The sequence below is a fragment of the Bradyrhizobium sp. 191 genome, from assembly GCF_023100985.1.
GTDB classification, from domain to species: domain Bacteria; phylum Pseudomonadota; class Alphaproteobacteria; order Rhizobiales; family Xanthobacteraceae; genus Bradyrhizobium; species Bradyrhizobium diversitatis.
Window position 1 is genome coordinate 1,505,086 of record NZ_CP064692.1, and the last position, 24,377, is coordinate 1,529,462.

Below are 24,377 nucleotides of genomic sequence, written 5' to 3' on the forward strand. Positions count from 1 at the left end.
CTATTCGCTCCGGCTCGCCAGCGCGTTGACGGCAGCAACCGTGATGGCGGAACCACCGAGGCGGCCTTCGACCGTCAATGCCGGGACCGGCGGATCGGCCATCAGCGCGGCTTTCGATTCGGCGGCACCGACAAAGCCGACGGGACAGCCGATGATCGCCGCAGGCCGCGGGCAATCGCGATCCTCCAGCATGTTGAGCAGATGAAACAGCGCGGTCGGCGCGTTGCCGATTGCGACGATCGCGCCATCGAGATGCGGCCGCCACAGCTCGAGCGCCGCGGCCGAGCGCGTGTTGCGCATGGATTGCGCGAGCGCAGGAACGGCGGAGTCTCCGAGCGTGCAGATGACGGCATTGGCCGCGGGAAGTCTTGCGCGCGTGATGCCTTCCGAGACCATGCGCGCGTCGCACAGGATCGGCGCGCCTCGCTGCAAAGCGGCGCGCGCAGTTGCTGCCATGCCCGGTGAGAAGCGGATATGCGCCTCCAGGCCGACCATGCCGGCGGCGTGGATCATGCGCACCACGACCGGCTCCTCGTCCGGCGTAAAGCGGGCCAGATCGGCCTCGGCCCGAATGGTCGCGAAGGACTGCCGGTAGATCGCCGCGCCATCGGTCTCGTAGGTGTGCGGCATCAGTTCCCTCCGACCAGGATCGAGGGATCGCTGACGATGTCGGCGCCGTCGAGCCCGCGCAGGACCGGCTCGTCACGGGTCGAGCCGTCGCGGACGAGATCGAAACCGGCATGCGTCGCAATCAACGTGACCGCAGCCGTGCCGGAATGGGCGCAGCCCTTGCCGCAGCCGGAGACGTGGAGCCGCACATCGGCGGCAATGCGCGGCGCCAGCGCTGCTGCGAGCGCGCGCGTATCGGCATGAGCTTCTTGGCAGCGCGGCGCGCCGCTGCAGGCGATCACGCGCAGCGCGGGGTCGTACGGCTCGGTGATGAGGCCCGCCCCGCCCGGCATCTCGCGCTTGCCCTCGCTGAGCACCATTCGCCAGGGCGTCATGCGCAGCGCATGTCCGCAAGCAGAGAACTGATGGAGCGTCACATGCAGCATTTGCCCGAACGCGACGCCGACCATCGCGCCTTGCGGATAGTGCCCCGGCCGCGCCGCGGCCATGACGGGCGCGGGTTCGGTCTCGCCGCGCAGCGATTGAGGCAACGCGGTGCCGGACGCGATGTGGGCTGCCATGCGCCCTCGCCCGCCCCTCGCGCCACCGGAGATGATGAACCAGCTTGCGAGCGCCAGCGCCGTGCTCACGGCCTCGCCGCGCGCGACGGAGCGGCCAAGCCTCGCACCATCGGCCCGCACCAGGAGACGACCCGAGCGATCGCGCTCGATGCGGATGTCGGCGGAATCGCCGGCGAGCACCCGTGACCTTCCGTCGTCGACGGCGAAGCCGAACTTGGTGGGAAGCGCAAGGCCGGAATCGGCGAGCGCCTCCTCGAGCTCCGCGGCGAGCGACTGCGTTTCGTCGCCGTTGCTCCAGAACGGTGTCACCAGGATGTTGCGCCGAGCCTCGATGTCGGCGTCGGGGTCGAGCAGCTGGAGCCGCGCAAGGCCGTCAAGCAACGGAAGATGGCTCTCCTCTTTGACGCCCCTGATCTGGAGATTTGCCCGGCGTGTGACGTCGATCAGACCATTGCCGAAGCGTTCGGCCAGTTCGGCAAGCCCGGAGATCTGTGGTGCTTCAAGTCGCCCGCCAAACGGACGCACGCGCACCACGAACCCGTCGCCCGACAGCATCGGGCGCAGCGCGCCGGGACACCAGCCTTTGACTGCGCCCGCGCTCATGAGGCCTCCCGCAGCGCCGCCGCGATCGAATTGCGGCGGGTTCGCCAGAGTGAGGCGTCGTGCAGGCGTGTGAAGCAGGTCTCCATCGCGGCGAGCGCGGACGGATTTTCATTGGCCATGAAGGCCCGGACGTCGTCGTTGCCGAGCGTGGCATCGTAGTAGAGGTCGAACAGATGCGGCGGCACGGCGTCCGCGAGATGCGCGAAGGCGGCCATGTGCTCCAGCGTCGCGGTGATCTCGGCGGCGCCGCGAAAACCATGCCGCATCATGCCGGCGATCCACGCCGGATTGACCGCGCGCGCCCGGACGACACGCGAAATCTCCTCCGTCAGCGTGCGCGCGCGAGGTTGCTCGGGGCGTGTCGCGTCGAGGTGATAGAGCGATGGCCCCTCCGCGCCGAGATGTGCCGCAGCTGCGGCGACGCCTGCCTCATGCGCAGCATAGTCGGCCGCGAGCAGCAGATCGGTTTCGGGCAAGTCCTGCACATGGACGAAAGCGTCGGCAGATGCGAGCCGCTGTTCGATGCCGGCGCGATCTGGCTGCATTGCACCATCTGCCGAGAAGGCCCAGGACGATGCGGATAGCCAGGCCTCCCCCGCCGCATCGCGTGTCTCCGACGTGAAGGCATCCGGGATAGCGGACAATCCGACGCCGTAGTGTCCTGGGCGCGGCGCGAAGACGCGCGAGGTACGGTGACGATACGGATTCTCCTCGCCCTCGTCCTCACGCGCCGCGAGCGCTTCGGAAGCGGCTTCGAACAATTGCGCAAGACCCGCGAAGACATCGCGGAACAGGCCCGACACGCGCAGCGTGACGTCGATGCGCGGACGGCCGAGCTCGGCCGGCGCGATGATGTCATAGCCGGTGACGCGGCCGGAGGCGTGATCCCAGCGCGGCGCGAGGCCGGCCAGGTGCAGCGCCATCGCGAATTCCTCGCCCGCCGTGCGCATCGTCGCCGAGCCCCAGAGATCGACGATGAGGCCCTTCGGCCAGTCGCCGTGATCCTGCAAATGGCGGCGGAGCAGCTCTTCCGCAAGCTTGATGCCTTGCGCATGAGCCGACGGCGTCGGCACCGCGCGCGGATCGACGGCGAAGAGATTGCGCCCGGTCGGCAGCACGTCCTGGCGTCCGCGATAGGGCGAGCCCGACGGGCCCGGCGCAACGCGCCGGCCTGCCAGCGCAGCAAGCAGCGCATTCCGCTCCGCATCACCGCAAGCGCCGCGGCCGAACACGTGCAGGCCGTCGCCGAACTGGCTCTCCTTGAGATCGCAGACGAAGCGATCGATCCGCGGGATCGCCTCGGCGGGCGCTGCCGATGCGTCGAGACCGAGATCCTCTTCGAGGCCGGCGGCACGGGCCTCGTCGCGGATCGCCGCGATGAGGCGCTGGCGGCGGGCGGGATCGAGACCGTCGGCGGTCGAATATTCATCGAGCAGCCGTTCGAGCCGGCACAGGCCCTCCGGCACAGCGGATGTTTCCAGCGGCGGCGGCAGGTGGCCGATCGTGACCGCGCCGATGCGCCGCTTGGCCTGCGCTGCCTCGCCGGGATCGTTGACGATGAAGGGATAGATGACGGGAAGATCGCCGGTCAGCGCTTCCGGCCAGCAGCTCGATGACAGCGCCACGGATTTCCCGGGCAGCCACTCCAGCGTGCCGTGTGCACCCATGTGCAGGACGGCGTCACAGCCCTGCTGCCTGAGCCAGAGATAGAAGGCGACGTAGGCATGGCGCGGCGTGCGGGCGAGATCGTGATAGTCGGCATCGCGCGAGGTGGGTTCGCCGCGTTCCGGCTGAATTGCGACAATCGACCGACCACATTCGATCGCGGCGAAATGGAACGCGCCGTCGCGGTAGCTCGGATCGTCTTCCGGCGCGCCCCAGGCCTGCGCGAGATCGTCCTGCAAGGATTGCGGCAGGCGCGAGAGCGCAGCGCGATAGTCGACGACATTCCAGGTCAAATTCTGCTTCAGCAGCGTCTCGCCGAGCGCATGAACCGGAGCAACAGCGAATCCGGCCTCCGCGAGATCGGACAACAACGCTTCGACCGAAGCCAGCGCGTCGAGACCAACGGCATGCGCGATCTGGTGCGGCCGGCCGGGATAGTTCGACAGCACGATCGCCAGCCGCTTCTCGCCGGCCGGCGTCTCGGCAAGGCGCCGCCAGGCCGCAACGCGCGCGACGACGGCCTTCACCCGCAACGCGTCGGGCGTGTGCGCCAGATGCGAGAATTGCAGATCGGGATCGCGCATCGCGGCCGATTTGAAACTCACCACGCCCGCAAACAGGCGGCCGTCGACCTCGGGCAGCACCACATGCATGGCGAGGTCGCCAGGCGACAGACCGCGCAGCGACTCCGCCCAGTCCTCGCGCCGCGCCGTCGAGAGCGCGACCTGAAACACGGGGCACGCCGCGGCATCGAACGGCGTCGCGCCGTCGTCGCTCATTGCCGAGAACGCCGTCGCATTGACGATCGCCGCCGGAGGATCCTGCGCAAGATGCGCGCGGAGCCAAGCCGCGACGCCGGGGGCCTTCAGCGAGCCGACGAATACGCCATACGCATCAAAGCCGTGCTCGCGCAGCGCCGCAATCAGGGCATCGACCGGTCCCGTGTCCGCAGCAGTGAGATAGGAGCGATAAAAGGTCACCAGCGCGCGCGGCTTCGCCTCGGCACCGGCCGGCGCCGCAATGACGCCACGCGCGGGATCGTAGAATCCCATCTCGGGCACGGTCATCTCGCCGACGACCGGCCCCGCGTAAAGCCCCGAGGCCAGCGCAAGCTGCGCGATCGCCGCCTGCGCCGCGACCGGACCGCCGGTGTCGCAGAGCACCTTGAGCCGCCGCAGCGTCGAGACCGGCAAGGTCGAGTACGAATCGAGCCGCGTGTCGTCGCGGCCATCGGCCGGCAGCACGGCGAGCACGATGTTGCGGTCCTTCGCGAGTTGCTGGAGCGCCGCAAGCCCGTACGCCCAATAGGACTCGCCGCCGATCAGGCGCACCAGGATGCCGCGCGCCTGCGACAGCGTGCGCTCGATATAGGTGTCGACCGACAGCGGATGCCGGAGCTCGGCGAGATTGGCGAGCCGCAGCGACGGCAGGCTGTTCCGGCCACGCCGCCAGCCGGCCGCGAACGCCGCAAGATCGGAATCCGAATACGAGAGCACCACGAGATCGGCCGGGTCCTGGCCGATGTCCCTTGGCGTCGCGGTCTCCTCGAGACCACGGCTCTCGCGGAAAACGACGTGCATCAGAGACCTAGTCCCGCCTTGATTGCCGCCTCGTCGATATCGCCGTGCTCGCCGATCACGACGAGCTTCGACTGCCTGAGACCCACGCCCCAGGGCCTGTCGAACTGGTGGCGCACGCGCTCGCCGACGGCCTGCAGCAATAGGCGCATCGGCTTGCCCGCGACCGCGATATAGCCCTTGGCACGTAGCACGTTCTGCTCGCGCGCCAGACGCTGGACCGAGGCGACCAGCGCATCGATATCCGCGACCTCCGGCAGATCGATCACGACGGAAGCGAAATCGTCGTGCTCGTGCTCCTCCTCGCCATCATGATGCGACGGGCGCGCGGCGAGATCGTTCTCGGCGGCAGCGCCAAGGCCGAGAATGACGCGCGCATCGATCGCACCGTCGGTGACGGAAAGCATCGGCACGCGGCGCGGCATCTCGGCCGTGATCGCCGCCCTGGCGGCTTCAATTCCCGCCGCGCCGGCGAGATCCGCCTTGGTCAGCAGCACGATATCGGCGCAGGCGATCTGGTCCTCGAACACTTCCGACAGCGGCGTCTCGTGATCGAGATTGTCGTCCGCCGCGCGCTGTGCGTCAACCGCAGCCGGATCGGGCGCGAAGCGGCCGGCCGCGACAGCTTCGGCGTCTGCCAGCGCGATCACGCCGTCCACCGTGATGCGCGAGCGGATCTGTGGCCAGTCGAACGCTTTGAGCAGCGGCTTTGGCAGTGCCAGGCCCGAGGTTTCGATCAGGATGTGATCGGGCCGCACCGGGCGCGCCAGCAATTTCTCCATCGTCGGAATGAAATCATCGGCGACGGTGCAGCAGATGCAGCCATTGGCGAGCTCGATGATATTCTCCTCCGGACAGTTCGCATCGGCGCACGACTTCAATATCTCGCCGTCGACGCCCTCGCTGCCGAACTCGTTGACGAGCACGGCGAGCTTCTTGCCGTTCGCATTGGCGAGCAGATGCTGGATCAGCGTGGTCTTGCCGGAACCGAGAAACCCCGTGACAACAGTGACGGGGATTTTGGCGAGCGAGTTCATTCGGCGGCCTCCGGCACGACGGCAATGGGGGGAATGCGGGCAAGCGACTGCTTGCGGAATATTTCCGGCCTGCTGCGCCACGGCACGAGCCCGTCCGGCGCAGCCGCATAGGCCGCCGCGCCTGCGACCACGTCCTGCGCATTCGTCTCCGACAGGCGGCCATAGACATAGGACCAGCGGCCGGGCGCGCTGAGCGCGACCGAGCAGCCCTGGCTGCAGGCCGACAGGCATTCGACGGGAACCACGGTGACGCCGTCGGGCACGCCGGCGTGGAGGATCGCGCCATGCAGGCGCTTGCCGGGCGTCGTCTCGCCCTCGCCAAGCGTCTGGCCGGCGCGGCAGGTGATGCAGACGTGAAGTGTGACGGTCATCGCCTCTTCCAGGATAAAACAGCGGGAGGCGAGAGGCACACGGACCCTGACTCGAGAGGCCGTTTCCCCGTCGCGGAACACCCCGTCCGCCGGTCCAAAACTCTTCGCGCTGGCAGGTCTCCCGGCTTGCGGAGCAGGGCTTTGCCCTTCGATCCCCGCCTTCCCGATTCCCGCGGGAATCAGTGGCTTCGGGCATCTCTCCGGTCACGGTCGCGGGGGCGGCTGCATTTTGGACCCAAATCTTGCCGATTCGGACCCTATCGCATTCCCTCTTCGCCTGTCATAGGACAGGAACCAACGCCGGGCCACCATTTGCCCGTGGCTGCCACTTGTCAAGCCGAAGGACTGGACCGATGACGCCTGAACCGGACACCCGAACGGGCGAGGAAACCGACGCCCGGCACGCCCAGAAGATGGCGAAGAAGAAAGCCGCCCGCGACAAGATCATGGCGACCAAGAGCGGCGAAAAGGGCCTGATCATCGTCCACACCGGCAGCGGCAAGGGAAAATCCTCCTCGGCCTTCGGCATGATCGTCCGCTGCGTCGCCCATGGCTTCCCTTGCGCGGTCGTGCAATTCATCAAGGGTGCCTGGGACACCGGCGAGCGGCGCCTGCTCACCGGCCATTTCGGCGATCTCTGCCAGTTCCACGCCATGGGCGAAGGCTTCACCTGGGAGACGCAGGACCGCGCCCGCGACATCGCCGCCGCACGCGCCGGCTGGGAGAAGGCCAAGGAGCTGATCCTCGATGAGCACTTGCGCATGGTCGTGCTCGACGAGATCAACATCGCGCTGCGCTACGATTATCTCGACATCGCCGAAGTGGTCGAATTCCTTTCGACGCAAAAGCCGCCGATGACGCATGTCGTGCTCACCGGCCGCAACGCCAAGGACGAGCTGATCGAGATCGCCGATCTCGTCACCGAGATGACGCTGGTGAAGCACCCGTTCCGCTCGGGCATCAAGGCGCAAGCCGGCGTCGAGTTCTGAGACTCTTCGGCGATGGCGCGCGCATTGATGATCCAGGGAGCCGGTTCGGACGTGGGCAAGTCGCTCATCGTCGCCGGCCTTGCGCGTGCCTTCACGCGGCGGGACTTGCGCGTGCTGCCGTTCAAGCCGCAAAACATGTCGAACAACGCCGCCGTCACCGTCGATGGCGGCGAGATCGGCCGCGCCCAGGCGCTTCAGGCGCTTGCCGCCGGGGTCGAGCCGCATACCGACATGAACCCGGTGCTACTGAAGCCCGAGACCGATGTCGGCGCACAGGTCATCGTTCACGGCAAGCGCATCGCGACAGCGCGTGCGCGCGACTACGCGGCGATGAAACCATCATTGATGGGCGCCGTGCTGGAGAGCTTCGATCGGCTGAAGGCGCGCGCCGATCTCGTGCTGGTGGAAGGCGCCGGCAGTCCGGCCGAGGTGAACCTGCGCAAGGCCGACATCGCCAATATGGGCTTTGCACGCAAGGCGGACGTGCCGGTGGTGCTGGTCGGCGACATCGACCGCGGCGGCGTGATCGCGCAGCTCGTCGGCATCAAGACGGTGATCGACCCCGACGATGCCGCGATGATCCAGGGCTTTGTCATCAACAAATTCCGCGGCGATCCCACGCTGTTCGACGACGGCTACAGGCTGATCGAAGACAAAACGTCTTGGCGCGGCTTCGGCGTGCTGCCCTGGTTCGCGCGTGCCGGCGAGCTGCCGGCCGAGGATGCGCTCGGCCTGAGTGACGCGCGAAAGCCGGGCCGATGCAAGATCGCCTGCCTCGCTCTGTCGCGCATTGCCAATTTCGACGATCTCGATCCGCTCAAGCTCGAGCCGGGCGTCGATCTCCTCATGGTGCGTCCGGGCGAAGCCATTCCCGGCGATGTCAGGCTCGTCATCATTCCCGGCTCCAAATCCACCCGCGGCGATCTCGCCTTCCTGCGCGCACAGGGCTGGGACATCGACCTGCTCGCGCACCACCGCAGGGGCGGCCATGTGCTCGGCCTCTGCGGCGGCTATCAGATGCTCGGGCACAGCGTCGCCGACCCCGATGGCATCGAGGGCCCCGCGGGCGACACGCCGGGCCTCGGACTTCTGGACGTGAACACGGTGATGAGCCCGCAGAAGACGCTGACGCGCGTTGCGGCCGTGCATGCCGCAACGGATCAGCCGATCGAGGCCTACGAGATCCACATCGGCCGCACCGACGGCCCCGATCGCGCCCGCCCGTTCGCAAAACTGAATGGCGAGCCGGAAGGCGCCATCTCGCAGGATGGGCGCGTGCAAGGCAGCTATTTGCACGGCCTGTTTACCTCGGACGATTTCCGCAAGGCGTTCCTGGCCGGGCTGGACATTCCCGCAGGCGACGAACCCTATCGCGCCAGGGTCGAGAGCGCGCTCGACGCCCTCGCCGACCACATCGAAACCCATCTCGACGTCGAAGGTTTGCTCGCGCTAGCGCGTTAGGACCTCGGCGAGCCGCGCCCATTCGGCTTCGCCGCCGGGAAGTCCGAGGCGTAGCCACGTCGGCCTCTGCGCAAAGACGCGCGACCAGACTTGGCGACGTGCGAGCTTCTCCTGTGCGGCACGCGCGTCAGGCGTTTCGTACAAGCGAAACAGCGGCGTGCCGCCGACAAGCCGCCAGCCTTGCGCTCGCGCCATGTCGTCGAGGTGGCCGCAGTCGCGCGCAAGCCGCGCGGACGTGGCCTCGGCCCAGGCCTGGTCGTGCAGGGCGCGACAGCCGATCGCAATCGCCGCTCCCGAGACCGGCCATGGACCCGACATCGCCGCGAGTCTGGCGATATCGGCGGCATTGCCGATCACAAAGCCGAGGCGCAGGCCGGCAAGGCCATAGAACTTTCCGAAGGAGCGCAATATCAGAAGTCGCGGCCGATCCGCCTCCGGCGCGAGCGACAATTGCGGCACGGCATCGGCAAAGCTCTCGTCGATCACGAGACGGCCGACACGCGGCAGCAGCGCCAGCAGATCCCTGGGCATATGATGCCGGCCGTCGGGATTGTTGGGATTGACGACGACGGCAAGGTCCGCGCCCGCCAGCGCGTCAAGATCCGCAACCTCCGCAACATCCCAACCCGCAGCCGACAATACTCCCGCATATTCATTGTAGGTCGGCGCGAGAATACGGGCGCGACCGGGCGGCGCCAGTTGCGGCAGCAATTGAATGGCGGCCTGCGCGCCGCCCATCGCAAGGACCGGTGCGCTGGTGCGGTAGGCCTGCTGCGCGGCCCGATGCAGCGCCTCGATCTCGGCACGCGCCGGCAGCGCGCTCCAGGCATGCAGGCTCACCTCGCCCACCGGATAAGGCAGCCGGTTGATCCCGGTCGACAGATCGATCCAGTCCTCCGCGCGTCCACCGAAACGCTGCTGGGCCTGATCCAGATTTCCACCGTGCTCGCGCATGCCCCGTTCTTTCACGCGAAAGCCAGGATCGCAAGGACGCCGGCGAGCAGCAGCATGGCGCGACGGTACAGCGTCAGTGCCTCGTCGATGTCCGTGGCGCGCGGATCGCGCGCGCCTTCGTTCAGCCAGGGCTCGTCGGTCGCGCTGCCGTGATAGATGCGGGGACCGCTGAGCCGCACACCGAGCCCGCCAGCCATGGCCGCTTCCGGCCAGCCGGCATTGGGCGAGCGATGACGGCGCGCATCCCGCGTCATGCACGACAGCGCCTCCGACCGGTGCGGCGCCAGCAGCACGAAGAGAAATCCAGTCACCCGCGCCGGAATGAAATTGACGACATCGTCGATGCGCGCCGCCGCCCAGCCGAACGCTTCATGCCGTTCGCTGCGATGGCCGATCATGGAATCCAGGGTGTTTATGGCCTTGTAGCCGAGGATTCCAGGCAGGCCGAACAGCGCGCCCCAGAACACCGGCGCCACGATGCCGTCGGAGGCGTTCTCTGCAAGGCTCTCGATCGTTGCGCGTGCGATGCCGGCTTCATCGAGCGCAGCTGGATCGCGGCCGACGATGCGGGACACAGCGTCGCGCGCAGCGGTGATGTCGCCGGCCCGCAACGGCTCTGCGACGGCAGCCACATGATCATGCAACGAGCGCAAGGCGACCAGGGGCCAGGCCAGGATGCCCACCGCCATGATCTGACTCCAGCCTGGGGGAAGCAAGGATTGAAGCCCCCAGCCGAGCGCGACCGAGAGCGCGATCACCACGAGCGCGCCGGCAACGCCGGAAGCACGGCGCAACGCCGGCGGATCGGACGCGCGATTCCAGGCGGAGTCGATCGCGGCAATCAACCAGCCCAGCCAGGTGACGGGATGGCCGATCCGCACGAACAGCGACGACGGCCAGCCCAGAAGGGCATCCACCGCCATCGCCACTGCCATGGCCCCCGCAAATTCCACGCAAATCTCCCGTCTCGCTCCGCCCCTGTTGCGCAAGACGGCGGCCGAGCGCAAGCCCCTCGCCGCCTGATTTCGGCTTTGTCTTTGGGCACGTTTGATGATTAGTGCTGGCGACAGGAGACCTTCATGGCCGTCATCTTGATCACCGGCGGAGCGCGATCGGGCAAGAGCACCCGGGCGGAAGCGCGCGCGCGCAGCTTTCCCGGCCAGCCCGTCTACATCGCAACCGCCGAGGCGCTCGATGGTGAAATGGAGCAACGCATCGCACGACATCGCGCGCGGCGCGGAACCGATTGGATCGAGCGCGAGGTCCCGCTCGATCTCGTGCCCGCGCTGCTCGCAACCGATGGCGGGGGCGCGAGGCTCGTGGACTGCCTGACGCTGTGGCTCTCCAACCTGATGCATGCGACGCGCGACTGGGAGCGAGACGTGCGAGAACTCGCCGGCGCCCTGCCCCGCCTCAGCAGCCCCGTCGTCCTTGTGACCAACGAAGTCGGCCTCGGCATCGTGCCCGACAATGCCCTGGCGCGCAGCTTCCGCGACGCCGCCGGGATCATGAATCAGATCCTTGCCGGTGTCGCCGATGAGGTCGAGTTCGTCGTCGCCGGCCTGCCGATGAAGCTGAAATGATCCCGCGCGCCGAACTCTTGCGAGACGTCGTCGCCGATCTCAGGATCGCAGCGTCGTTCGTGACGATCCTGCCGGTGGCATCGTCGAAGCCCGCCGGCGACGGCGCGATCGCGCGCGCAACCTGGGCGCTGCCCGTCGCGGGACTGCTGGTCGGCCTCGCCGGCGCGTTGGTCTACAAGATCTCCATTCGCTTCGGACTGACACCGGGCCCTGCCGCGCTGCTCGTGCTGGCCACCACCGCTCTCATCACCGGCGCGCTGCACGAGGACGGACTTGCCGACACCGCGGACGGACTCGGCGGCGGCCGGACACGCGAGCGCAAGCTCGAGATCATGCGCGACAGCCGGATCGGGACCTATGGCGTCTGCGCACTGATCCTGTCGTTCGGCCTGCGCTGGAGCGCGCTCGCGGCGATCGCCAATCCATGGGCGGTGATGCTTGCGCTGTGCGCTGCGCACGCAGCAAGCCGTGCCGGCGTGCCGGCCTTCATGTCGCTGGTGCCGCCCGCGCGGCCCGATGGGCTGTCGGCCAGCGCTGGATCGCCGCCGGGCCGCAGCGTCGCCGTCGCCTTCGCTGTTGGAACGCTCGCGCTTGCCCTGGCGTTGGGGCCAGGCAAAGCGCTGGTCGGCCTGGTCCTGCTGTCGCTCGCCGGATTGATGCTGGCGCGGCTTGCCATCCGCCAGATCGGCGGGCAGACCGGCGACATTCTCGGGGCGTTCGAGCAGACGGGCGAGATCCTGATCCTGCTGGTTGCCGCCGCGTCCTTATGAGACATTGACGTCATGGTCGAGTTCGATGACGCCTTCCGCCAACACCTGCGCGAGCTGTTCGTGTGGCGCCGCGACGTGCGCCGCTTTCGCAGCGACCCATTGCCGGCCGGCGCCATCGATCGCCTGATCGAGACGGCCTGCCTCTCGCCTTCGGTCGGCCTCAGCCAGCCCTGGCGCTTCGTCACCGTCGACGACGACGCGCGGCGCCGCGCTGTGATCGACGATTTCAGATCGTGCAACGCCGATGCGCTGAACGCCTATGTCGGCGAGCGCGCCGCGCGCTATGCCACGTTGAAACTATCAGGTCTCGAACAGGCGCCTGGTCACCTCGCCGTGTTCGCGGACAAGGCCAGCGACATCGGCCACGGCCTCGGTCGCGCGACCATGCCGGAGACAACCGAATATTCCGTGGTCGCCGCGATCACTGCGATGTGGCTCGCCGCACGCGCCGAGGGCATCGGGCTCGGCTGGGTGTCGATCCTGAGCCCGGATCGGATCCACGCCATTCTCGACGTGCCCGTCTCCTGGAAATTCATCGCCTATCTCTGCATCGGCTATCCGGCGAGCGAATGCGACCGGCCCGAGTTGGAGCAGGCGAAATGGGAGCACCGGCGCGGTGCGGACGAGTTCACGCTGCGGCGGTAGAGCACCTTTGCGCGCAGATCATGCTCAGGCAATGATCCAAGGCACGATGATGATTCACCCTGATCTCATCGCAGTAACCGTGTGAAAGATTCGAGTTGGACTCAAATCAACGGTCCGGATTCAAGCCTCCTTAATCCCTCTACGAGTAGATATAAGTTGTTACAACCGATTGTTGCACGCAATTCTGACAACCATAAGGATGCCGGCATGCCTTCAAGAGGCTCCTGACAGACGAAAGCGGCGCTACGGCTATCGAATATGGCCTTATCACTGCAGGCATTGCGTTCGCTATCATTGGCCTGCCGTCAAGAAAACCGGCACGGCATTGAGCGGCGTCTTCGCAAGCGTCAACACCAGGCTGACCACATCCTAAGCCTTCACGAAAAGCGGGGCGGCCCAGCCTCCCAGCGCCGGACTGCCGGAGATCCGAGCTCCAAGGATACTTTGGTCAATCCAGGGCCGCCCTGCTTGCCTCTGCACAGCCAGCGTGCCCGAGCGCCCTCATCGGCAGCAGATGTCGCTCACTCAGGCCACCCATTGAGACCCCGCGGTATTTGGTCCGTGCCGGACCGCGATCCTATCGCCCTTGAGCTATCTTCCTGGCCCCAAGTCTCAGCGCGTCCGCATGCCTGCCTCGTCCTCCCGGCCAAACCGCTCGACCAGAAAATCGATGAACAGCCGCACCTTCACCGACAGATGCCGCGTCGGCGGATAGACGGCGTACAGCGCGAGTGGCGGCGCAGAATAGTCCTGGAGCACGACGCGCAATTCGCCGTTCCGCACGGCATCTGCGGCGATGAATTCGGGGAGCAGCGCGAGCCCCCTGCCCTTGATGGCGACGTCGCGCAGCACCTCGGCATTGTTGACGCAGAGCGACCAGGCCGGCTGGATCCAGTGATCGCCATCGCTGCCTGAGAGCTTCCACTGGTTGCCGGTCAGCAGGAAGCCGTAGGTCAGCGAAGTGTGCCCGCGCAGATCCTGCGGATGTCTAGGCGTGCCGTGGCGCGCAAGGTAGTCCGGCGAAGCGCACACCATGCGCGCCACCGGCATGATCTTGCGCGCGATCAGGCTGGAGGATTCCAGCTCCGCGATGCGCAGCGTGACGTCGAAGCCGTCCTGCACGGGATCGAGCAGATCGTCGCTGAGCACGATCTGGAGCTGAAGCTCGCTATGGCGCGCCATGAAATCGGCGAGCGCCGGCCCGAGCCGCATCGTGCCGAACGACATCGGCGCGTTGACCCGCAACAGGCCACGCGGCGCCGACTGCGCCTGCGTCACCGCCTGGTCGGCGGCCTCGATCTCCGAGAGGATCACGACCGCGCGTTCGAAATAGCGCTGGCCGTTCTCGGTCGGGCTCGCGTGCCGCGTGGTCCGGTTCAACAGCTGGACCCCGAGGCTCTCCTCGAGGTCGGCGATGTATTTGCTGATCGCCGAGCGCGACAGCCGCAGCTGGCGGCCAGCCTCGGCAAAGCTCCCGCTTTCGACCACCTTCACGAATGCCCGGAGGCTGCCGAGCTTATCCAAAGGGGCGCCCTGACGATTGTTTCCAAATCATAGACATAGCCGTCATAATTGCATGGATTGTCTCCAATCCCAAGCGGAACAATATTTCGGGCCAGAGCAAGACCGCTCCACGAATCTTGGAGGACGACAATGTCTGGACTGCACCATGTCACTGCGATCGCCGGCGATCCCATCAGGAATTTCGGCTTCTACACCCGGGATCTCGGCCTGCGTTTCGTCAAGAAGACGGTCAATTTCGACGATCCCGGCACCTATCACTTCTACTATGGCGACGAGACCGGCCGCCCCGGCACCATCCTGACCTTCTTCCCCTGGGCTGGCGTCCCGGCCGGTCGCCGCGGCGTCGGCGAAACCCATCAGACCGCCTTCCGCGTGCCGCAGCGCTCGCTCGGCTACTGGACGCAGCGTTTCACCGAGAAGGGCATCGCGTACGAAGCGTTGGAGAAGCGCTTCGGTGAATCCGTGTTGCCGTTCACTGATCCGGATGGCATGGCCCTGGCGCTGGTCGGCATCCCCGGCGCAGAGAACGAGCCCGGCTGGAGCAACGGCGACGTGCCGGCCGAGCACGCGATCCGAGGCTTCCACGGCGTGACCTTGCTGCTGGACAGCGCGGCGAAGACGGCCGCCGTCCTCACCGACGTGTTCGGCTTCAAGGAGACCGGACGCGAAGGCTCGGTGATCCGCTTCAAGGCTTCAGGCGATGCCGAAGGCAGCGTCGTCGATATCTACGAGGCCAAGGGCTTCTTGCGCGGGCACCAGGGCGGCGGCTCGGTGCATCACATCGCCTTTCGCGCGGCTGACGATGCCGAACAAGGCAAGATGGCGCAGAAGCTCGTCAGCAATCACGGCCTGCACCCGACCGAGCAGCGGGACCGCAACTACTTCCGGTCGATCTACTTCCGCGAGCCCGGCGGCGTGCTGTTCGAGATCGCGACCGACATCCCCGGCTTCGCCGTCGACGAGCCCGTCGCGACGCTGGGGCGTGAGCTGAAGCTGCCTGTTTTCCTCGAACAGCATCGCAAGCAGATCGAGGACGTGTTGCCGAGCCTGGAAGAGAGCGTGTCATGACCGAGAGTAGCTTCATTCATCGTTTCGAGCCCGCACGCGATGCGGGCTCCCCACCGCTGCTGCTGCTGCACGGCACCGGCGGCGACGAGAACGATCTGCTCGGGCTCGGCAAGATGATCTCGCCCGGCGCCGCCCTGCTCTCGCCGCGCGGCCGCGTGCTCGAGCATGGCATGCCGCGCTTCTTCCGCCGCCTCGCCGAGGGCGTGTTCGACGAGGACGACGTCCGCCGTCGCGCGCACGAGCTCGGCGACTTCGTCGCGGAGGCGCAGAAGCAATACGGCCTCGCCGCGCCGATCGCGGTCGGCTTCTCCAACGGCGCCAATATCGCGGCGGCGCTGTTGCTGCTGAAGCCGAAGGCGCTTGCGGGCGCGATCCTGCTGCGCGCCATGGTGCCGCTGTCGGATCCGCCGAACGCCGACCTTGCAGGCAAGCCGGTTCTGCTGCTCTCCGGGCAGGCGGATCCGATCGTGCCGGCGAGCAATTCCGCAAGGCTCGCAGCGCTGCTGTCGGAAGCGGGCGCGCGCGTAACCCACAAGGTCCTGCCGGCAGGCCATCAATTGTCGCAGGCCGACCTGTCGCTGGCCCGCGACTGGATCGGCAACGTCGCGGCGGAAGCGGCATGATGTAGAAGCGGCGCAACGTTCACGAACGGTGCGCCGCTTTCATCGGCTTCACGGTCCCCCTCCGAGGTCCGTGCTCGGGCCATAGCGACAGGCCAAGCGCCGTCACCAGAAACGCAGCGGCGACAATGTCCTGCGCGGTCAGGCGCTCGCCGAGAACCGCCCGCGAGGCAGCCAGTCCGAAGAAAATCGAGCCGTAGGATGTCAATGCGACCACGATCGCCACATTGAGTACGCGAAGGGCCATGCTTTGCAGGAGCTGACCGGCGAGCGACAGCAGCAACACAAGTTCGACATCGAACCACACCACGGTTTGAACATCGAAGTGCTGAGCCGGAATGAGAACGGAATCCAGCCGTCCGGCAATGGCACCAAGCGCACCGAGCGCAATGCAGCCGAGGGCGCCGAACACGCCGACGACAAACAGTGCTGGATAGACCTTGTCGAGCTGACGAATGCCGAGCGTCAGGATCGCCCAAGCGAGGATGAAGGCGGCAATGAGAAGATCGCCGGTCATCGTCGCGGCGCCAGAGGACCTGGACAGCGTCAGCGTCGCAGCACCCGTGATGCCGATGGCAATCGCGACTATCTTCAACACAGAGAGCCGCTCCCGCAGGAATATCGCCGCCAGCCCGGCGGCCAGCGGTGGAAAGAGACTAAGCAGCAATACGGCATGCGATGCACTGGTGGCGTGTGCGCCGAGCGCGGATAGCGCGTTGGTGCCCGGTCCGTAAGCGATGCCACAAAACAGGAAAAGCGCCGCACTCCTGATCGTCAGCGGGGGACATCGCCGTGGCCTGGTGGCGACGGCGAGCAGCAGGAACAGTGGCAGCGACCACACGCCGCGCGCAACGAAAAGCCCGACGGCGTCAAAATCGGCGGCAGCCTTGGGCGCATAAAGTATCTTCGATGCTACGGCGTTGACGCCAAAGAACACCGCCGAGACCAGGGCCGCGCCCACGGCGAGAGGCCGGCTTCCCCGATTGGCGTCCGGGCTTGCTGAAGGATCTGGAGCCTGCTCCATGGTATTGAGAGAACTCAGTCTGGATTCTGACGATGGTTCATTGGCAGCTCCCCGATCTTTGAGAGCTGCTGCTGCCGCACAACGGAATCCGTCATCGCCGGACGGGCTTCACTCCGAGGGCGATCGAGTAAAGCCGGATTGGCCAATCGACGGCGTCCTTGCCCTGATTGAGACCCGGAGTCCGATTGAGCTGGGCGGCCGGCATCCACAACCTGCCTTCGTCGTCTATCCACATCGCATCCACCCATGCCAGGCGCGGATCGGCAATCAACGTCGATACCTTGCCAGTAGCCGACACCGTCAGAATCCGCGAACGATCGGTGTCGCTGACATAGATCGTACCTGCTGCGTCGATCGCAGTGCCACCGGTCGAGGGTGTGTCGGCAAATCGCTCGACGTGACCGGAGAGGGTCGCTTCGTCGAGAGACGCATCATTCAGGAAGCGCGTGCCGATCCGAAACATCGGACCCGAGCAAGGCTGATAATAGAGCCAGCGCCCGTCGCCGGAGACCTCGAGCTGATCTGCGTGCACGACGACCGGCCTGCCGTCAGAATCGAGCAACTGCCGGCCCTCGGCTATCAGCGGCCGAACGGCTACCGTGGAAGAGTGGTTCTCCAGGACACGGCGTGCCTGTCCAGAGGACAGATCGAGGACGATCAGCGCGGGTCGGCCCGCGTCGGTCAGGTAGGCGACACCGCCATTGAATCGGACATCGTCGACGAAGCTCGCACCCTGAGCAACAGAGGTCAGATCGTAGACGCGGGTCACCCGATTGGCGGCCAAATCGATGCGGACGAGCTTCGGACCACCTTCCGCCAGCGGTTTGCCGATCCCTGGCGCGCCGCGATCGACAATCCATAGGGCTCCATCGGGACCGACGCGCAGAGAGTTTGCGCCAACGAATGCGCGCCGCCCGTCCTGCCCCTCGCGCCAATCATTCCAGGCTGCGTCGGGATAGGGTCTGACCTTCCCGGCTGTGATCTCGGCGATCTCCGGCTGACCCGGCTTTTGCGGCTGAACAACGACGAAGCGCCGTCCATCGAGCGAGGTCGTAACGCCATTCATGGCGAGCTCATCCGATGCGAATTCCGGCACGAGCTTATTCACAGGCTTCGCCATTGCGGCCGAACTCGCTAGAAAGAGAACAACGATTGTGCGAAGCATGGCGCGTTCCAGTCGTCCGCTCGATCAGATTCTGAATGCCACAGACCATCGTGTCACTTCAGCAAGACGGGTCCCGCGTCGATCCGGACGCGGAAGAGCGTGTACGGCTTCACACGTTGGTCTTGTCCTTCATGAAATTGGGCTTGCCGATGAAGTTGGTTGGCCGTGAAGTACAGGTAGCCGTCCGAGGCGACCGACAGCGTGTCAGGCCACAATATTCGTGGATCGTGTGCGATCGTCCTCCACTCACCATCGCCCTGACGCTGGCGAATGCTGTTGCGCTCGTAGTCGCCCGCATAGATACGCCCCTTGTCGTCGGCCTCGAGACCATCCGAGGCTCCCTTTTCGCCCAGATCGATAACCGCCTCGGCGAGGGCTGCCTCCGATGCGGACCGATCGACCAGAAGGGCCGTCGGAACTGAATACAGGTGCCGGCTCGATAAGGGGCAGTAGTAGAGCGTCGCGCCGTCGGCAGAAATTGCGATGCCGTCGGCGGCGACGTTGAAGGATGCGGGAGGCTTTCCTTTTTCACGAACCGCCAGCCGCTCGCCTTCCACGACAGGAATAAATGCAGGGTCTGGCGAGGTCGACTTGTGCCCTGTCAGTCTCCTCCAGCTTTCGCCGCTATCGAGGTCGACAACAATAATGCCGCCCGGTCCGCTGATCGACGAATCCGTAATGAACGCAACGCCGGCTTTGCCCCGGCGCAGGTCGAAGCGCACATCGTTGATATAGGTCGTGGGCAAGACCGTGGACGACGGCAGCACAAAGGTCTTCACCACCATGTTGGTCGCCAGGTCCACCGCGACCAGCTTCGCGCCGCCCGCGACCGGCGGCGAAAAGCCGGGCGCCGCGGTGTCGAGAATCCAGAGCCGGCCCGCCGCGTCGACGACGACGCTTTGCACACTGCCGAGGGTCTCTCCAGGGCGCGCCGGATCGAAAATGTTGGTTCTCGCATCCGGATAGGGAACGACCTTGCCGTCCCGGATCTCGCCGACCGTGAACGGCACGTCGTCACCCCATCGAGGGAAGTTGATGAAGATGCGACCGTCGGGGGCTACGGACACCCCGGTCGGCATGGCATCGTGGAACTCGAAGACCGGCTCGATCGTCCCGATCGAACGATCGCTGGCGAGTTGCCTGCCGGATGCCGATAAAACCATCGTGGTGTCCTCCTGATTTCGAGCCATCGCCGCCGTTCCTGAAGCGAAGTAAGCAGCGAGACAGGCGATTTCGGCCGCCTTGCGCAGGGTCATCATCAAATTTCCGTGCCAATCAACGCAAGCGGGGTGCGTCATGCGGAAGCGGAGAGCGCCGCCAATATCGCATCGCGCCCGGCCTCTGCGACGGCAACATCCTGTTCGGTGGTTCCAGAGCCGACGCCAATCGCCCCCACCAACTCGCCGCGAAAGACGATCGGAAGACCTCCGCCGAGATTGGTAATGCCGCCGTGACTTGCGAATGCCAGGTTAGCTCCGAACTCGAACGGAATTGCCCCTGTCGGCGCGCCGATCGACGCACTGGTTGCGGCCTTGGCGATCGCAGGATCGCGGGCAAGAACGGCTGCGCCGTCGACCCTCGCGAACGCCAGGAGATTGCCTCCCGCGTCGACGACGGCGATGCATTCCGGCGCCGCGATCTCCCTGGATTTCGCGACGGCGGCCTCGATCGCTATCGCGGCCGCCGCATAGGTGAGTTGCTGTTTGCTGTGCGTGAGGGGGTAGCTTGACATTGCGAGAATTCCCGATTGGCTTTCAATGATGAGACCGGATGCACGTTGCGATCGGGTCGCCTCTCATTTCGACGACGCCGCGATCGAAGGAACCCCGTCGATCCAGTCCTGGCGTTGCGGAGAGAAGAAATCGATATCGATCGTGTCTTCGGTGCAGACAAACTCATGCGGTGTATTCGGTGGAATGATCATGACGGTCCCCGCCGTCATGACGAACTTCCTGCCTTGCGAGCTGACCTCGCATCGCCCTTCGGTAATCCACGTGATCTGCTCGTTCGCGTGATGGTGCAGCGGAAAGACGCCTCCCTTCTTCACGGTCCATTTGACGAACGTGGATTGCGTGCCAACCAGATATTGCCGTTGCACCAGGGGAGATATCTGTTCGATTGGCTGCTGGTCGAGCTGATAGAGAACCGGAAGCATCGCCGAATGGCCGCTGACGCCCGGCTGAATCCCGCTTCCAGGCGCGTCCGTGACGACGGGCGCTCCTGATAGTGAAGGCGCGGGGCGGTTCTGGGCGCTTGCAGGCGCGATCAAGGCTGATCCCGAGAGAAGCAGCGCAATGGCAGCGGGGTTGAGCTTCATTGGTCTTTCCTGAAGTGATGGATGATTGCGGCCGGCTCCGGCCGGAGCATGGCGTCAGAATCCCGATAGAACCGTCTTGCCGATGCTCCCGCCGCTTTCGATTTTCGCATGTACGCGCTTGAGGTTGAACGCGTTGATGGGGCCGGCCTCTTCCGTCAGAGTCGTGCGCAATAACCCGGCGTCGGCGAGCGCCCCGACCTCGTTGAGCAAATGGTGCTGCATGATCATGTCAGGCGTCTGGTACAGCGTGGGTGTGAACATCAGCTCCCAGTGCACCGAGACGCTCTTGCGCTTGAGGCTGACGATATCGAGAACGCAGGGGTCGTCGATCAGCGCCAGCCGGCCGTGCGGCGCGATCGCTTTCGCGATCGCCGGCAGATGCCTGTCGGTAGCCGTGAGGCCCGCAACATATCTGACCTCCTCGATGCCGATTTCGTTCAATCCCCGGCCCAGAGGGTGATGGTGATTGATGACATGATGGGCACCCATGCTGCGGCACCACGCCTCCGTTTCCGGCCGCGACGCGGTCGCGACAATGGTCAGTCCCGTCAATCGCCGCGCCAACTGCGTCAGTATCGATCCCACACCGCCCGCGCCGTTGATGATCAGCAGCACGCCGGACTGGGTCTTCACCCCATATGGGATGGCAAGGCGCTCAAACAGCAATTCCCATGCGGCTATCGAGGTCAGAGGAAGCGCCGCCGCCTCACCGAAGCTCAGCATCCTTGGCTTGCGGCCGACAACGCGCTCGTCAACGAGATGGAGCTCGCTGTTCGTGCCCGGTCGATCCATCGCGCCGGCGTAGAAGACCTCGTCTCCCGGCTTGAACAGCGTTACATCCGGGCCGACGGCATCGACGACACCAGCGGCGTCAAATCCGAGAATCCGGACCTTCCCCTCGGGCGGCGACATTCTCGCCCGCATTTGCACGTCCGCCGGATTGACCGAAACCGCCTTGATGGCGACACGCAGGTCATGCGGACCGGGCTGCGTAGCCGGCAGTTCGAGATCGACAAGAGAGTCATCCGCCGAGAGGGGTCCTGCCACCCGATAGCCGACTGCCTTCATCAAGGATTCCTTTCGCCAACCTGACCGACGCAGCGCTGCAGAATTCATCCTCCGCGGCGTATGGCTTCACCGGGCTTATCGCCGCTTGGCGCTGAGAAGAAAAACGCATAGTTTGAATGGGTCCAGTAGCGAACCTAATAGGTGCGGTATGCGCGACCTCGATCTCGACTTGCTACGTGCGTTTGTCGCGGTCGCCGACGCCGGAAGCTTCACCGCCGCCGCCGACATGGTCAGCCGCTCACAATCCGCCGTGAGTCAGAAAATACGGAGGCTTGAGGATCTGATCGGATATCCGGTTTTTGACCGGAACAGCCGATCGCTGGCACTGACGGGTGCAGGCGGCCAATTGCTGATCGGAGCGCGGCGGCTGCTGGACCTGAACGACGACGTCCTACGCTCGATTCAGGCCCCACAGACGACAGGCCGCCTGCGCGTGGGGATCTGCGAGGATTTCGTGCCGCTCCAGCTCTCCAGGCTTTTGGCACGCTTTCTTCGACTTCATCCCGGCATTCAACTCGACGTAAACACGAGCTTGACCCACGGCTTGTTTCAAGAGTTTGAAGCGGGCAATTTGGACCTCGTTATCGCAACCCGCGAGTTCAAGGAGCGAGGTCGCGTCATATGGCGCGAACCGATGGTCTGGTTCGCTGCTTCCGACTTCCGGCTCGATCCGGAACGGCCGGTGCCGCTTGTTCTTCTCCAACCGCCTTGCACTTATCGCGAGCTCATGTTCACGACGCTCGACGCGGCGCGGCAGGCCTGGGTGACGGCATGCACCGTAAGCAGCCTGATGGGCGTTCAGGCCGCAGTTGCCGGAGGACTTGGCATCACGCTCCTGGGTCGCTCCTTCATTCAGCAGGGAATGCAGATCATCGATGTGCCGAAGCACTGGCCTCCCCCGCCGATGACGGAGATCATCGTACTCGGCGACGACACAGCCGAAAAATCGCTTGCTCAACCTCTGTTGGAATTTCTCATAGAGGGAATGCAAATGCCCCCACTTGCGCGAATTGACTAGACCGCTAAGAGTGCCGCGGTACGGCACGGCTCGCGGCGCTGCTGTCGCAAGCCGGCGCGAACGTGACCTACAAGGTGCTGCCCGCAGGCCACCAATTGTCGCAGGCCGACGTGACGCTGGCCCGCGACTGGGTCGCCAGCGTCGAGGCGAAAGCGGCATGATCTTTGAGGTGCCACGGCAATGTGTAGGGTGGGTTAGCGTTGGCGGCCGCGAAACGCGCGGTCGGCAAGGCGTAACCCACCGCTGCGGTCACTGCGCCGAGAGCGACGGTGGGTTAGGTCTCGCGGATGAGCCTCGCGCAGCCGCGAGCCTAACCCACCCTACGACACCGGCCATCACTCGAACCAGCCGCGCCGCTTGAACCAGATTAGCGGCAGCATGCCGCTGGCGATGATCGCAAGCCAGGCCAGCGGATAGCCGAAGGTCCAATCCAGTTCGGGAATGTGCTTGAAGTTCATGCCCCAGATGCCGACCATGATCGTCGGCGGCACGCCGACGACCGACACGATCGTCAGGATCTTGAACAGCTCGTTTTGCTGGATGTTGATGAAGCCGAGCACGGCATCGAGCAGCAGCTGGATCTTGTCCGACAATCGCGTCTCGTAATCGCTGAGCGAGACCACGTCCTTGGACACGGCCTCGAGGCGCTTCTTCGACGATGCCGTGATCCACTCGCTGCCGACGTCGCCGGCAAACGCGGCGATGCGGCCCACCCCGAGCAGGACATCGCGCGCTTTGGCGAGCCGGTCGGCCAGTTCGCCGACGGTCTCCAGGGCCTCGTGCATCCTGCGGCTGGAGCGCACAGGGCGCTGGGTACGCACCAGCGCGCCCTTGAAGACACTTCGCGAGAGTTGATCGACCTTGGCGCCAAGATGCTCCAGGACATCGGCGCCGCGATCGATCATGGCCTCGAGCAGGCTGACGAACACGCACATGCCGTTCTCAAGACTGTCGTCGAAACCGACGCGCTTGCCGATGTCGTCGAAGATCGGCAGCTCTGCAAAGCGCACCGTCACCAGCACGTGTGGACCGATGACGAACCCTACCGGCGTGATCTCGGCCTCGTTGTCCTCGGTGACCCGCACCGCCGGCGAGCTGAGATAGAGCGTGCCGTGGTCGAAGATCAGGCGGCTCGACGCCTCGATCTCGCTGAGCGAGTCTTCCGAGGGAATGCGGATGCCGAGCAGCCGCTCGACGAACCGCTTTTCCTCGTCGGTCCCATTCAAGAGATCGGCCCAGATGATCTCCGAGGGCATCTCCGCGCCAATGCCGCGCCAGTCGTCGGACGGCCACCTGTAAAGCCTGAGCAAGAACCGAACTCCCTGGCCGCATCGCCGTGCCTGATGGCGCATGGCCATCATCCGCCGGCTAACGCATGAGAGTTCCGAACGTTCAAGACCTCTGAGGTGACAGCACAATCCAAGCCCCTCTCACCGACGCTTCCGGGGACATCGTCGATACCAGATCGGAACACCGACAACCGATCCACGTTGAACCGACGCACAGGTGATCCATGGATACGCGTAGTGCATCCCGACATGACGACTTTTCTGGGTGTTCATCTCCGCAAGGACCGCAACGGCGTTCCTAGCGCTTGTTCCCTGTGCATTGCCTCTGCCCGGCTTTTCAGTGATACTCATGCGGATATGGCAACCCATGGCTTCTGGTGAAACGAATTTGCGGCAAAGACGATTGAGGCGACGAGAGCTTCGGGCAGACAAACCACGA

23 protein-coding genes, 2 pseudogenes and 1 riboswitch are annotated in these 24,377 nt (G+C 65.4%); of the genes and pseudogenes, 10 read left to right on the plus strand and 15 right to left on the minus strand.

Translation table 11 applies throughout. From position 1 onward, the window contains the following. From IVB23_RS06985 to IVB23_RS07005, 5 genes are read right to left on the minus strand one after another with little or no spacing between them, the layout of a single operon-like run. Entirely contained in the window at positions 1-630 is a 630-nt protein-coding gene (locus IVB23_RS06985) for a precorrin-8X methylmutase (RefSeq protein WP_247803051.1), read from the minus strand. Further along, a complete protein-coding gene (cobG, locus tag IVB23_RS06990; RefSeq protein ID WP_247803052.1) occupies positions 630-1,793 on the minus strand; it encodes a precorrin-3B synthase in 1,164 nt (387 codons plus the stop codon). Before cobG ends, IVB23_RS06985 begins: the two co-directional genes overlap by 1 nt. After that, complete coding sequence (cobN, locus tag IVB23_RS06995; RefSeq protein ID WP_247803053.1) at positions 1,790-5,038, minus strand: cobaltochelatase subunit CobN; 3,249 nt, start codon at positions 5,036-5,038, stop codon at positions 1,790-1,792. Before cobN ends, cobG begins: the two co-directional genes overlap by 4 nt. Beyond that, the gene (gene cobW, locus IVB23_RS07000; protein WP_061883222.1) at positions 5,038-6,072 is read right to left on the minus strand and encodes a cobalamin biosynthesis protein CobW; all 1,035 of its coding nucleotides are present in this window, start codon (positions 6,070-6,072) and stop codon (positions 5,038-5,040) included. The genes cobN and cobW overlap by 1 nt, the downstream gene beginning before the upstream one ends. Beyond that, on the minus strand, positions 6,069-6,443 hold the full coding sequence (locus IVB23_RS07005) for a DUF1636 domain-containing protein (RefSeq protein ID WP_247803054.1): 375 nt from the start codon (positions 6,441-6,443) through the stop codon (positions 6,069-6,071). The genes cobW and IVB23_RS07005 overlap by 4 nt, the downstream gene beginning before the upstream one ends. Before the next feature lie 93 nt (positions 6,444-6,536). Continuing rightward, a riboswitch (cobalamin riboswitch) is annotated at positions 6,537-6,757 on the minus strand. Between the two features lie 39 nt (positions 6,758-6,796). On the opposite strand from IVB23_RS07005, the gene cobO reads away from it, so the two are divergent. Then, the gene (gene cobO, locus IVB23_RS07010) at positions 6,797-7,432 is read left to right on the plus strand and encodes a cob(I)yrinic acid a,c-diamide adenosyltransferase (protein WP_197968285.1); all 636 of its coding nucleotides are present in this window, start codon (positions 6,797-6,799) and stop codon (positions 7,430-7,432) included. 12 nt (positions 7,433-7,444) lie between these two features. After that, complete coding sequence (locus IVB23_RS07015) at positions 7,445-8,893, plus strand: cobyric acid synthase (RefSeq protein ID WP_247803055.1); 1,449 nt, start codon at positions 7,445-7,447, stop codon at positions 8,891-8,893. Here IVB23_RS07015 and cobD read toward each other — a convergent pair. Both cobD and cbiB read right to left on the minus strand, forming a co-directional pair. Continuing rightward, complete coding sequence (gene cobD / locus IVB23_RS07020) at positions 8,882-9,847, minus strand: threonine-phosphate decarboxylase CobD (RefSeq protein ID WP_247803056.1); 966 nt, start codon at positions 9,845-9,847, stop codon at positions 8,882-8,884. The two genes, IVB23_RS07015 and cobD, sit on opposite strands and share 12 nt — an antisense overlap. A gap of 11 nt (positions 9,848-9,858) precedes the next feature. Then, on the minus strand, positions 9,859-10,800 hold the full coding sequence (gene cbiB, locus IVB23_RS07025; protein ID WP_247803057.1) for an adenosylcobinamide-phosphate synthase CbiB: 942 nt from the start codon (positions 10,798-10,800) through the stop codon (positions 9,859-9,861). Positions 10,801-10,926: 126 nt separating this feature from the next. Between cbiB and cobU the strand changes: the two genes are divergently transcribed. From cobU to IVB23_RS07045, 4 genes and pseudogenes are all read left to right on the plus strand, one after another. Next, positions 10,927-11,430, plus strand: a complete 504-nt coding sequence (gene cobU, locus IVB23_RS07030) for a bifunctional adenosylcobinamide kinase/adenosylcobinamide-phosphate guanylyltransferase (protein ID WP_197968288.1) — start codon at positions 10,927-10,929, stop codon at positions 11,428-11,430. After that, positions 11,427-12,200, plus strand: coding sequence for an adenosylcobinamide-GDP ribazoletransferase (gene cobS / locus IVB23_RS07035; RefSeq protein WP_247803058.1), 774 nt, complete (start codon positions 11,427-11,429; stop codon positions 12,198-12,200). The genes cobU and cobS overlap by 4 nt, the downstream gene beginning before the upstream one ends. Before the next feature lie 12 nt (positions 12,201-12,212). Beyond that, entirely contained in the window at positions 12,213-12,845 is a 633-nt protein-coding gene (gene bluB, locus IVB23_RS07040) for a 5,6-dimethylbenzimidazole synthase (protein ID WP_247803059.1), read from the plus strand. A 224-nt stretch (positions 12,846-13,069) separates the two neighbouring features. After that, a pseudogene (locus tag IVB23_RS07045) lies at positions 13,070-13,218 on the plus strand (Flp family type IVb pilin). Positions 13,219-13,457: 239 nt separating this feature from the next. On the opposite strand, the gene IVB23_RS07050 reads toward IVB23_RS07045, so the two are convergent. Continuing rightward, positions 13,458-14,369, minus strand: a complete 912-nt coding sequence (locus IVB23_RS07050; protein WP_247803060.1) for a LysR family transcriptional regulator — start codon at positions 14,367-14,369, stop codon at positions 13,458-13,460. Between the two features lie 129 nt (positions 14,370-14,498). On the opposite strand from IVB23_RS07050, the gene IVB23_RS07055 reads away from it, so the two are divergent. Then, positions 14,499-15,437: a ring-cleaving dioxygenase gene (locus IVB23_RS07055; RefSeq protein ID WP_061883232.1), complete on the plus strand. Its 939-nt coding sequence runs from the start codon at positions 14,499-14,501 to the stop codon at positions 15,435-15,437. Further along, positions 15,434-16,060, plus strand: a complete 627-nt coding sequence (locus tag IVB23_RS07060; protein WP_061883233.1) for an alpha/beta hydrolase — start codon at positions 15,434-15,436, stop codon at positions 16,058-16,060. Before IVB23_RS07055 ends, IVB23_RS07060 begins: the two co-directional genes overlap by 4 nt. Positions 16,061-16,079: 19 nt before the next feature. Here the strand turns inward: IVB23_RS07060 and IVB23_RS07065 are convergent, their stop codons facing one another. The 6 genes from IVB23_RS07065 to IVB23_RS07090 all read right to left on the minus strand — a co-directional run bounded on the left by IVB23_RS07065 (position 16,080) and on the right by IVB23_RS07090 (position 21,631). Further along, positions 16,080-17,018: a DMT family transporter gene (locus tag IVB23_RS07065; protein ID WP_247803061.1), complete on the minus strand. Its 939-nt coding sequence runs from the start codon at positions 17,016-17,018 to the stop codon at positions 16,080-16,082. Between the two features lie 154 nt (positions 17,019-17,172). Beyond that, positions 17,173-18,246, minus strand: coding sequence for a major royal jelly family protein (locus tag IVB23_RS07070; RefSeq protein ID WP_247803062.1), 1,074 nt, complete (start codon positions 18,244-18,246; stop codon positions 17,173-17,175). A gap of 53 nt (positions 18,247-18,299) precedes the next feature. Then, positions 18,300-19,505 carry a major royal jelly family protein gene (locus IVB23_RS07075; RefSeq protein WP_247803063.1) on the minus strand — a complete coding sequence of 402 codons (1,206 nt, stop codon included), beginning with the start codon at positions 19,503-19,505 and terminating at the stop codon, positions 18,300-18,302. A 35-nt stretch (positions 19,506-19,540) separates the two neighbouring features. Beyond that, entirely contained in the window at positions 19,541-19,978 is a 438-nt protein-coding gene (locus IVB23_RS07080) for a heme-binding protein (protein WP_061883236.1), read from the minus strand. A gap of 63 nt (positions 19,979-20,041) precedes the next feature. Next, positions 20,042-20,563: a cupin domain-containing protein gene (locus IVB23_RS07085; protein ID WP_247803064.1), complete on the minus strand. Its 522-nt coding sequence runs from the start codon at positions 20,561-20,563 to the stop codon at positions 20,042-20,044. Positions 20,564-20,617: 54 nt separating this feature from the next. After that, on the minus strand, positions 20,618-21,631 hold the full coding sequence (locus tag IVB23_RS07090; RefSeq protein ID WP_247803065.1) for a zinc-binding alcohol dehydrogenase family protein: 1,014 nt from the start codon (positions 21,629-21,631) through the stop codon (positions 20,618-20,620). 148 nt (positions 21,632-21,779) lie between these two features. Between IVB23_RS07090 and IVB23_RS07095 the strand changes: the two genes are divergently transcribed. Together IVB23_RS07095 and IVB23_RS07100 are read left to right on the plus strand one after the other, a co-directional pair. After that, complete coding sequence (locus IVB23_RS07095; protein ID WP_197965122.1) at positions 21,780-22,649, plus strand: LysR substrate-binding domain-containing protein; 870 nt, start codon at positions 21,780-21,782, stop codon at positions 22,647-22,649. A gap of 20 nt (positions 22,650-22,669) precedes the next feature. Next, positions 22,670-22,810 (plus strand): annotated as a pseudogene (locus IVB23_RS07100) (alpha/beta hydrolase); the annotation flags it as partial. A 174-nt stretch (positions 22,811-22,984) separates the two neighbouring features. Here IVB23_RS07100 and IVB23_RS07105 read toward each other — a convergent pair. Beyond that, entirely contained in the window at positions 22,985-23,959 is a 975-nt protein-coding gene (locus IVB23_RS07105) for a magnesium transporter CorA family protein (protein WP_247803066.1), read from the minus strand. Between the last annotated feature and the right edge of the window lie 418 nt (positions 23,960-24,377).

What these genes read in the sequence shown, in the direction of transcription:
- IVB23_RS06985 (WP_247803051.1), bottom strand. Translation starts at nt 630, where the DNA reads ATGCCGCACACCTACGAGACCGATGGCGCGGCGATCTACCGGCAGTCC.
- cobG (WP_247803052.1), bottom strand. Translation starts at nt 1,793, where the DNA reads ATGAGCGCGGGCGCAGTCAAAGGCTGGTGTCCCGGCGCGCTGCGCCCG.
- cobN (WP_247803053.1), bottom strand. Translation starts at nt 5,038, where the DNA reads ATGCACGTCGTTTTCCGCGAGAGCCGTGGTCTCGAGGAGACCGCGACG.
- cobW (WP_061883222.1), bottom strand. Translation starts at nt 6,072, where the DNA reads ATGAACTCGCTCGCCAAAATCCCCGTCACTGTTGTCACGGGGTTTCTC.
- IVB23_RS07005 (WP_247803054.1), bottom strand. Translation starts at nt 6,443, where the DNA reads ATGACCGTCACACTTCACGTCTGCATCACCTGCCGCGCCGGCCAGACG.
- cobO (WP_197968285.1), top strand. Translation starts at nt 6,797, where the DNA reads ATGACGCCTGAACCGGACACCCGAACGGGCGAGGAAACCGACGCCCGG.
- IVB23_RS07015 (WP_247803055.1), top strand. Translation starts at nt 7,445, where the DNA reads ATGGCGCGCGCATTGATGATCCAGGGAGCCGGTTCGGACGTGGGCAAG.
- cobD (WP_247803056.1), bottom strand. Translation starts at nt 9,847, where the DNA reads ATGCGCGAGCACGGTGGAAATCTGGATCAGGCCCAGCAGCGTTTCGGT.
- cobU (WP_197968288.1), top strand. Translation starts at nt 10,927, where the DNA reads ATGGCCGTCATCTTGATCACCGGCGGAGCGCGATCGGGCAAGAGCACC.
- cobS (WP_247803058.1), top strand. Translation starts at nt 11,427, where the DNA reads ATGATCCCGCGCGCCGAACTCTTGCGAGACGTCGTCGCCGATCTCAGG.
- bluB (WP_247803059.1), top strand. Translation starts at nt 12,213, where the DNA reads ATGGTCGAGTTCGATGACGCCTTCCGCCAACACCTGCGCGAGCTGTTC.
- IVB23_RS07055 (WP_061883232.1), top strand. Translation starts at nt 14,499, where the DNA reads ATGTCTGGACTGCACCATGTCACTGCGATCGCCGGCGATCCCATCAGG.
- IVB23_RS07060 (WP_061883233.1), top strand. Translation starts at nt 15,434, where the DNA reads ATGACCGAGAGTAGCTTCATTCATCGTTTCGAGCCCGCACGCGATGCG.
- IVB23_RS07070 (WP_247803062.1), bottom strand. Translation starts at nt 18,246, where the DNA reads ATGCTTCGCACAATCGTTGTTCTCTTTCTAGCGAGTTCGGCCGCAATG.
- IVB23_RS07075 (WP_247803063.1), bottom strand. Translation starts at nt 19,505, where the DNA reads ATGATGACCCTGCGCAAGGCGGCCGAAATCGCCTGTCTCGCTGCTTAC.
- IVB23_RS07080 (WP_061883236.1), bottom strand. Translation starts at nt 19,978, where the DNA reads ATGTCAAGCTACCCCCTCACGCACAGCAAACAGCAACTCACCTATGCG.
- IVB23_RS07085 (WP_247803064.1), bottom strand. Translation starts at nt 20,563, where the DNA reads ATGAAGCTCAACCCCGCTGCCATTGCGCTGCTTCTCTCGGGATCAGCC.
- IVB23_RS07090 (WP_247803065.1), bottom strand. Translation starts at nt 21,631, where the DNA reads ATGAAGGCAGTCGGCTATCGGGTGGCAGGACCCCTCTCGGCGGATGAC.
- IVB23_RS07095 (WP_197965122.1), top strand. Translation starts at nt 21,780, where the DNA reads ATGCGCGACCTCGATCTCGACTTGCTACGTGCGTTTGTCGCGGTCGCC.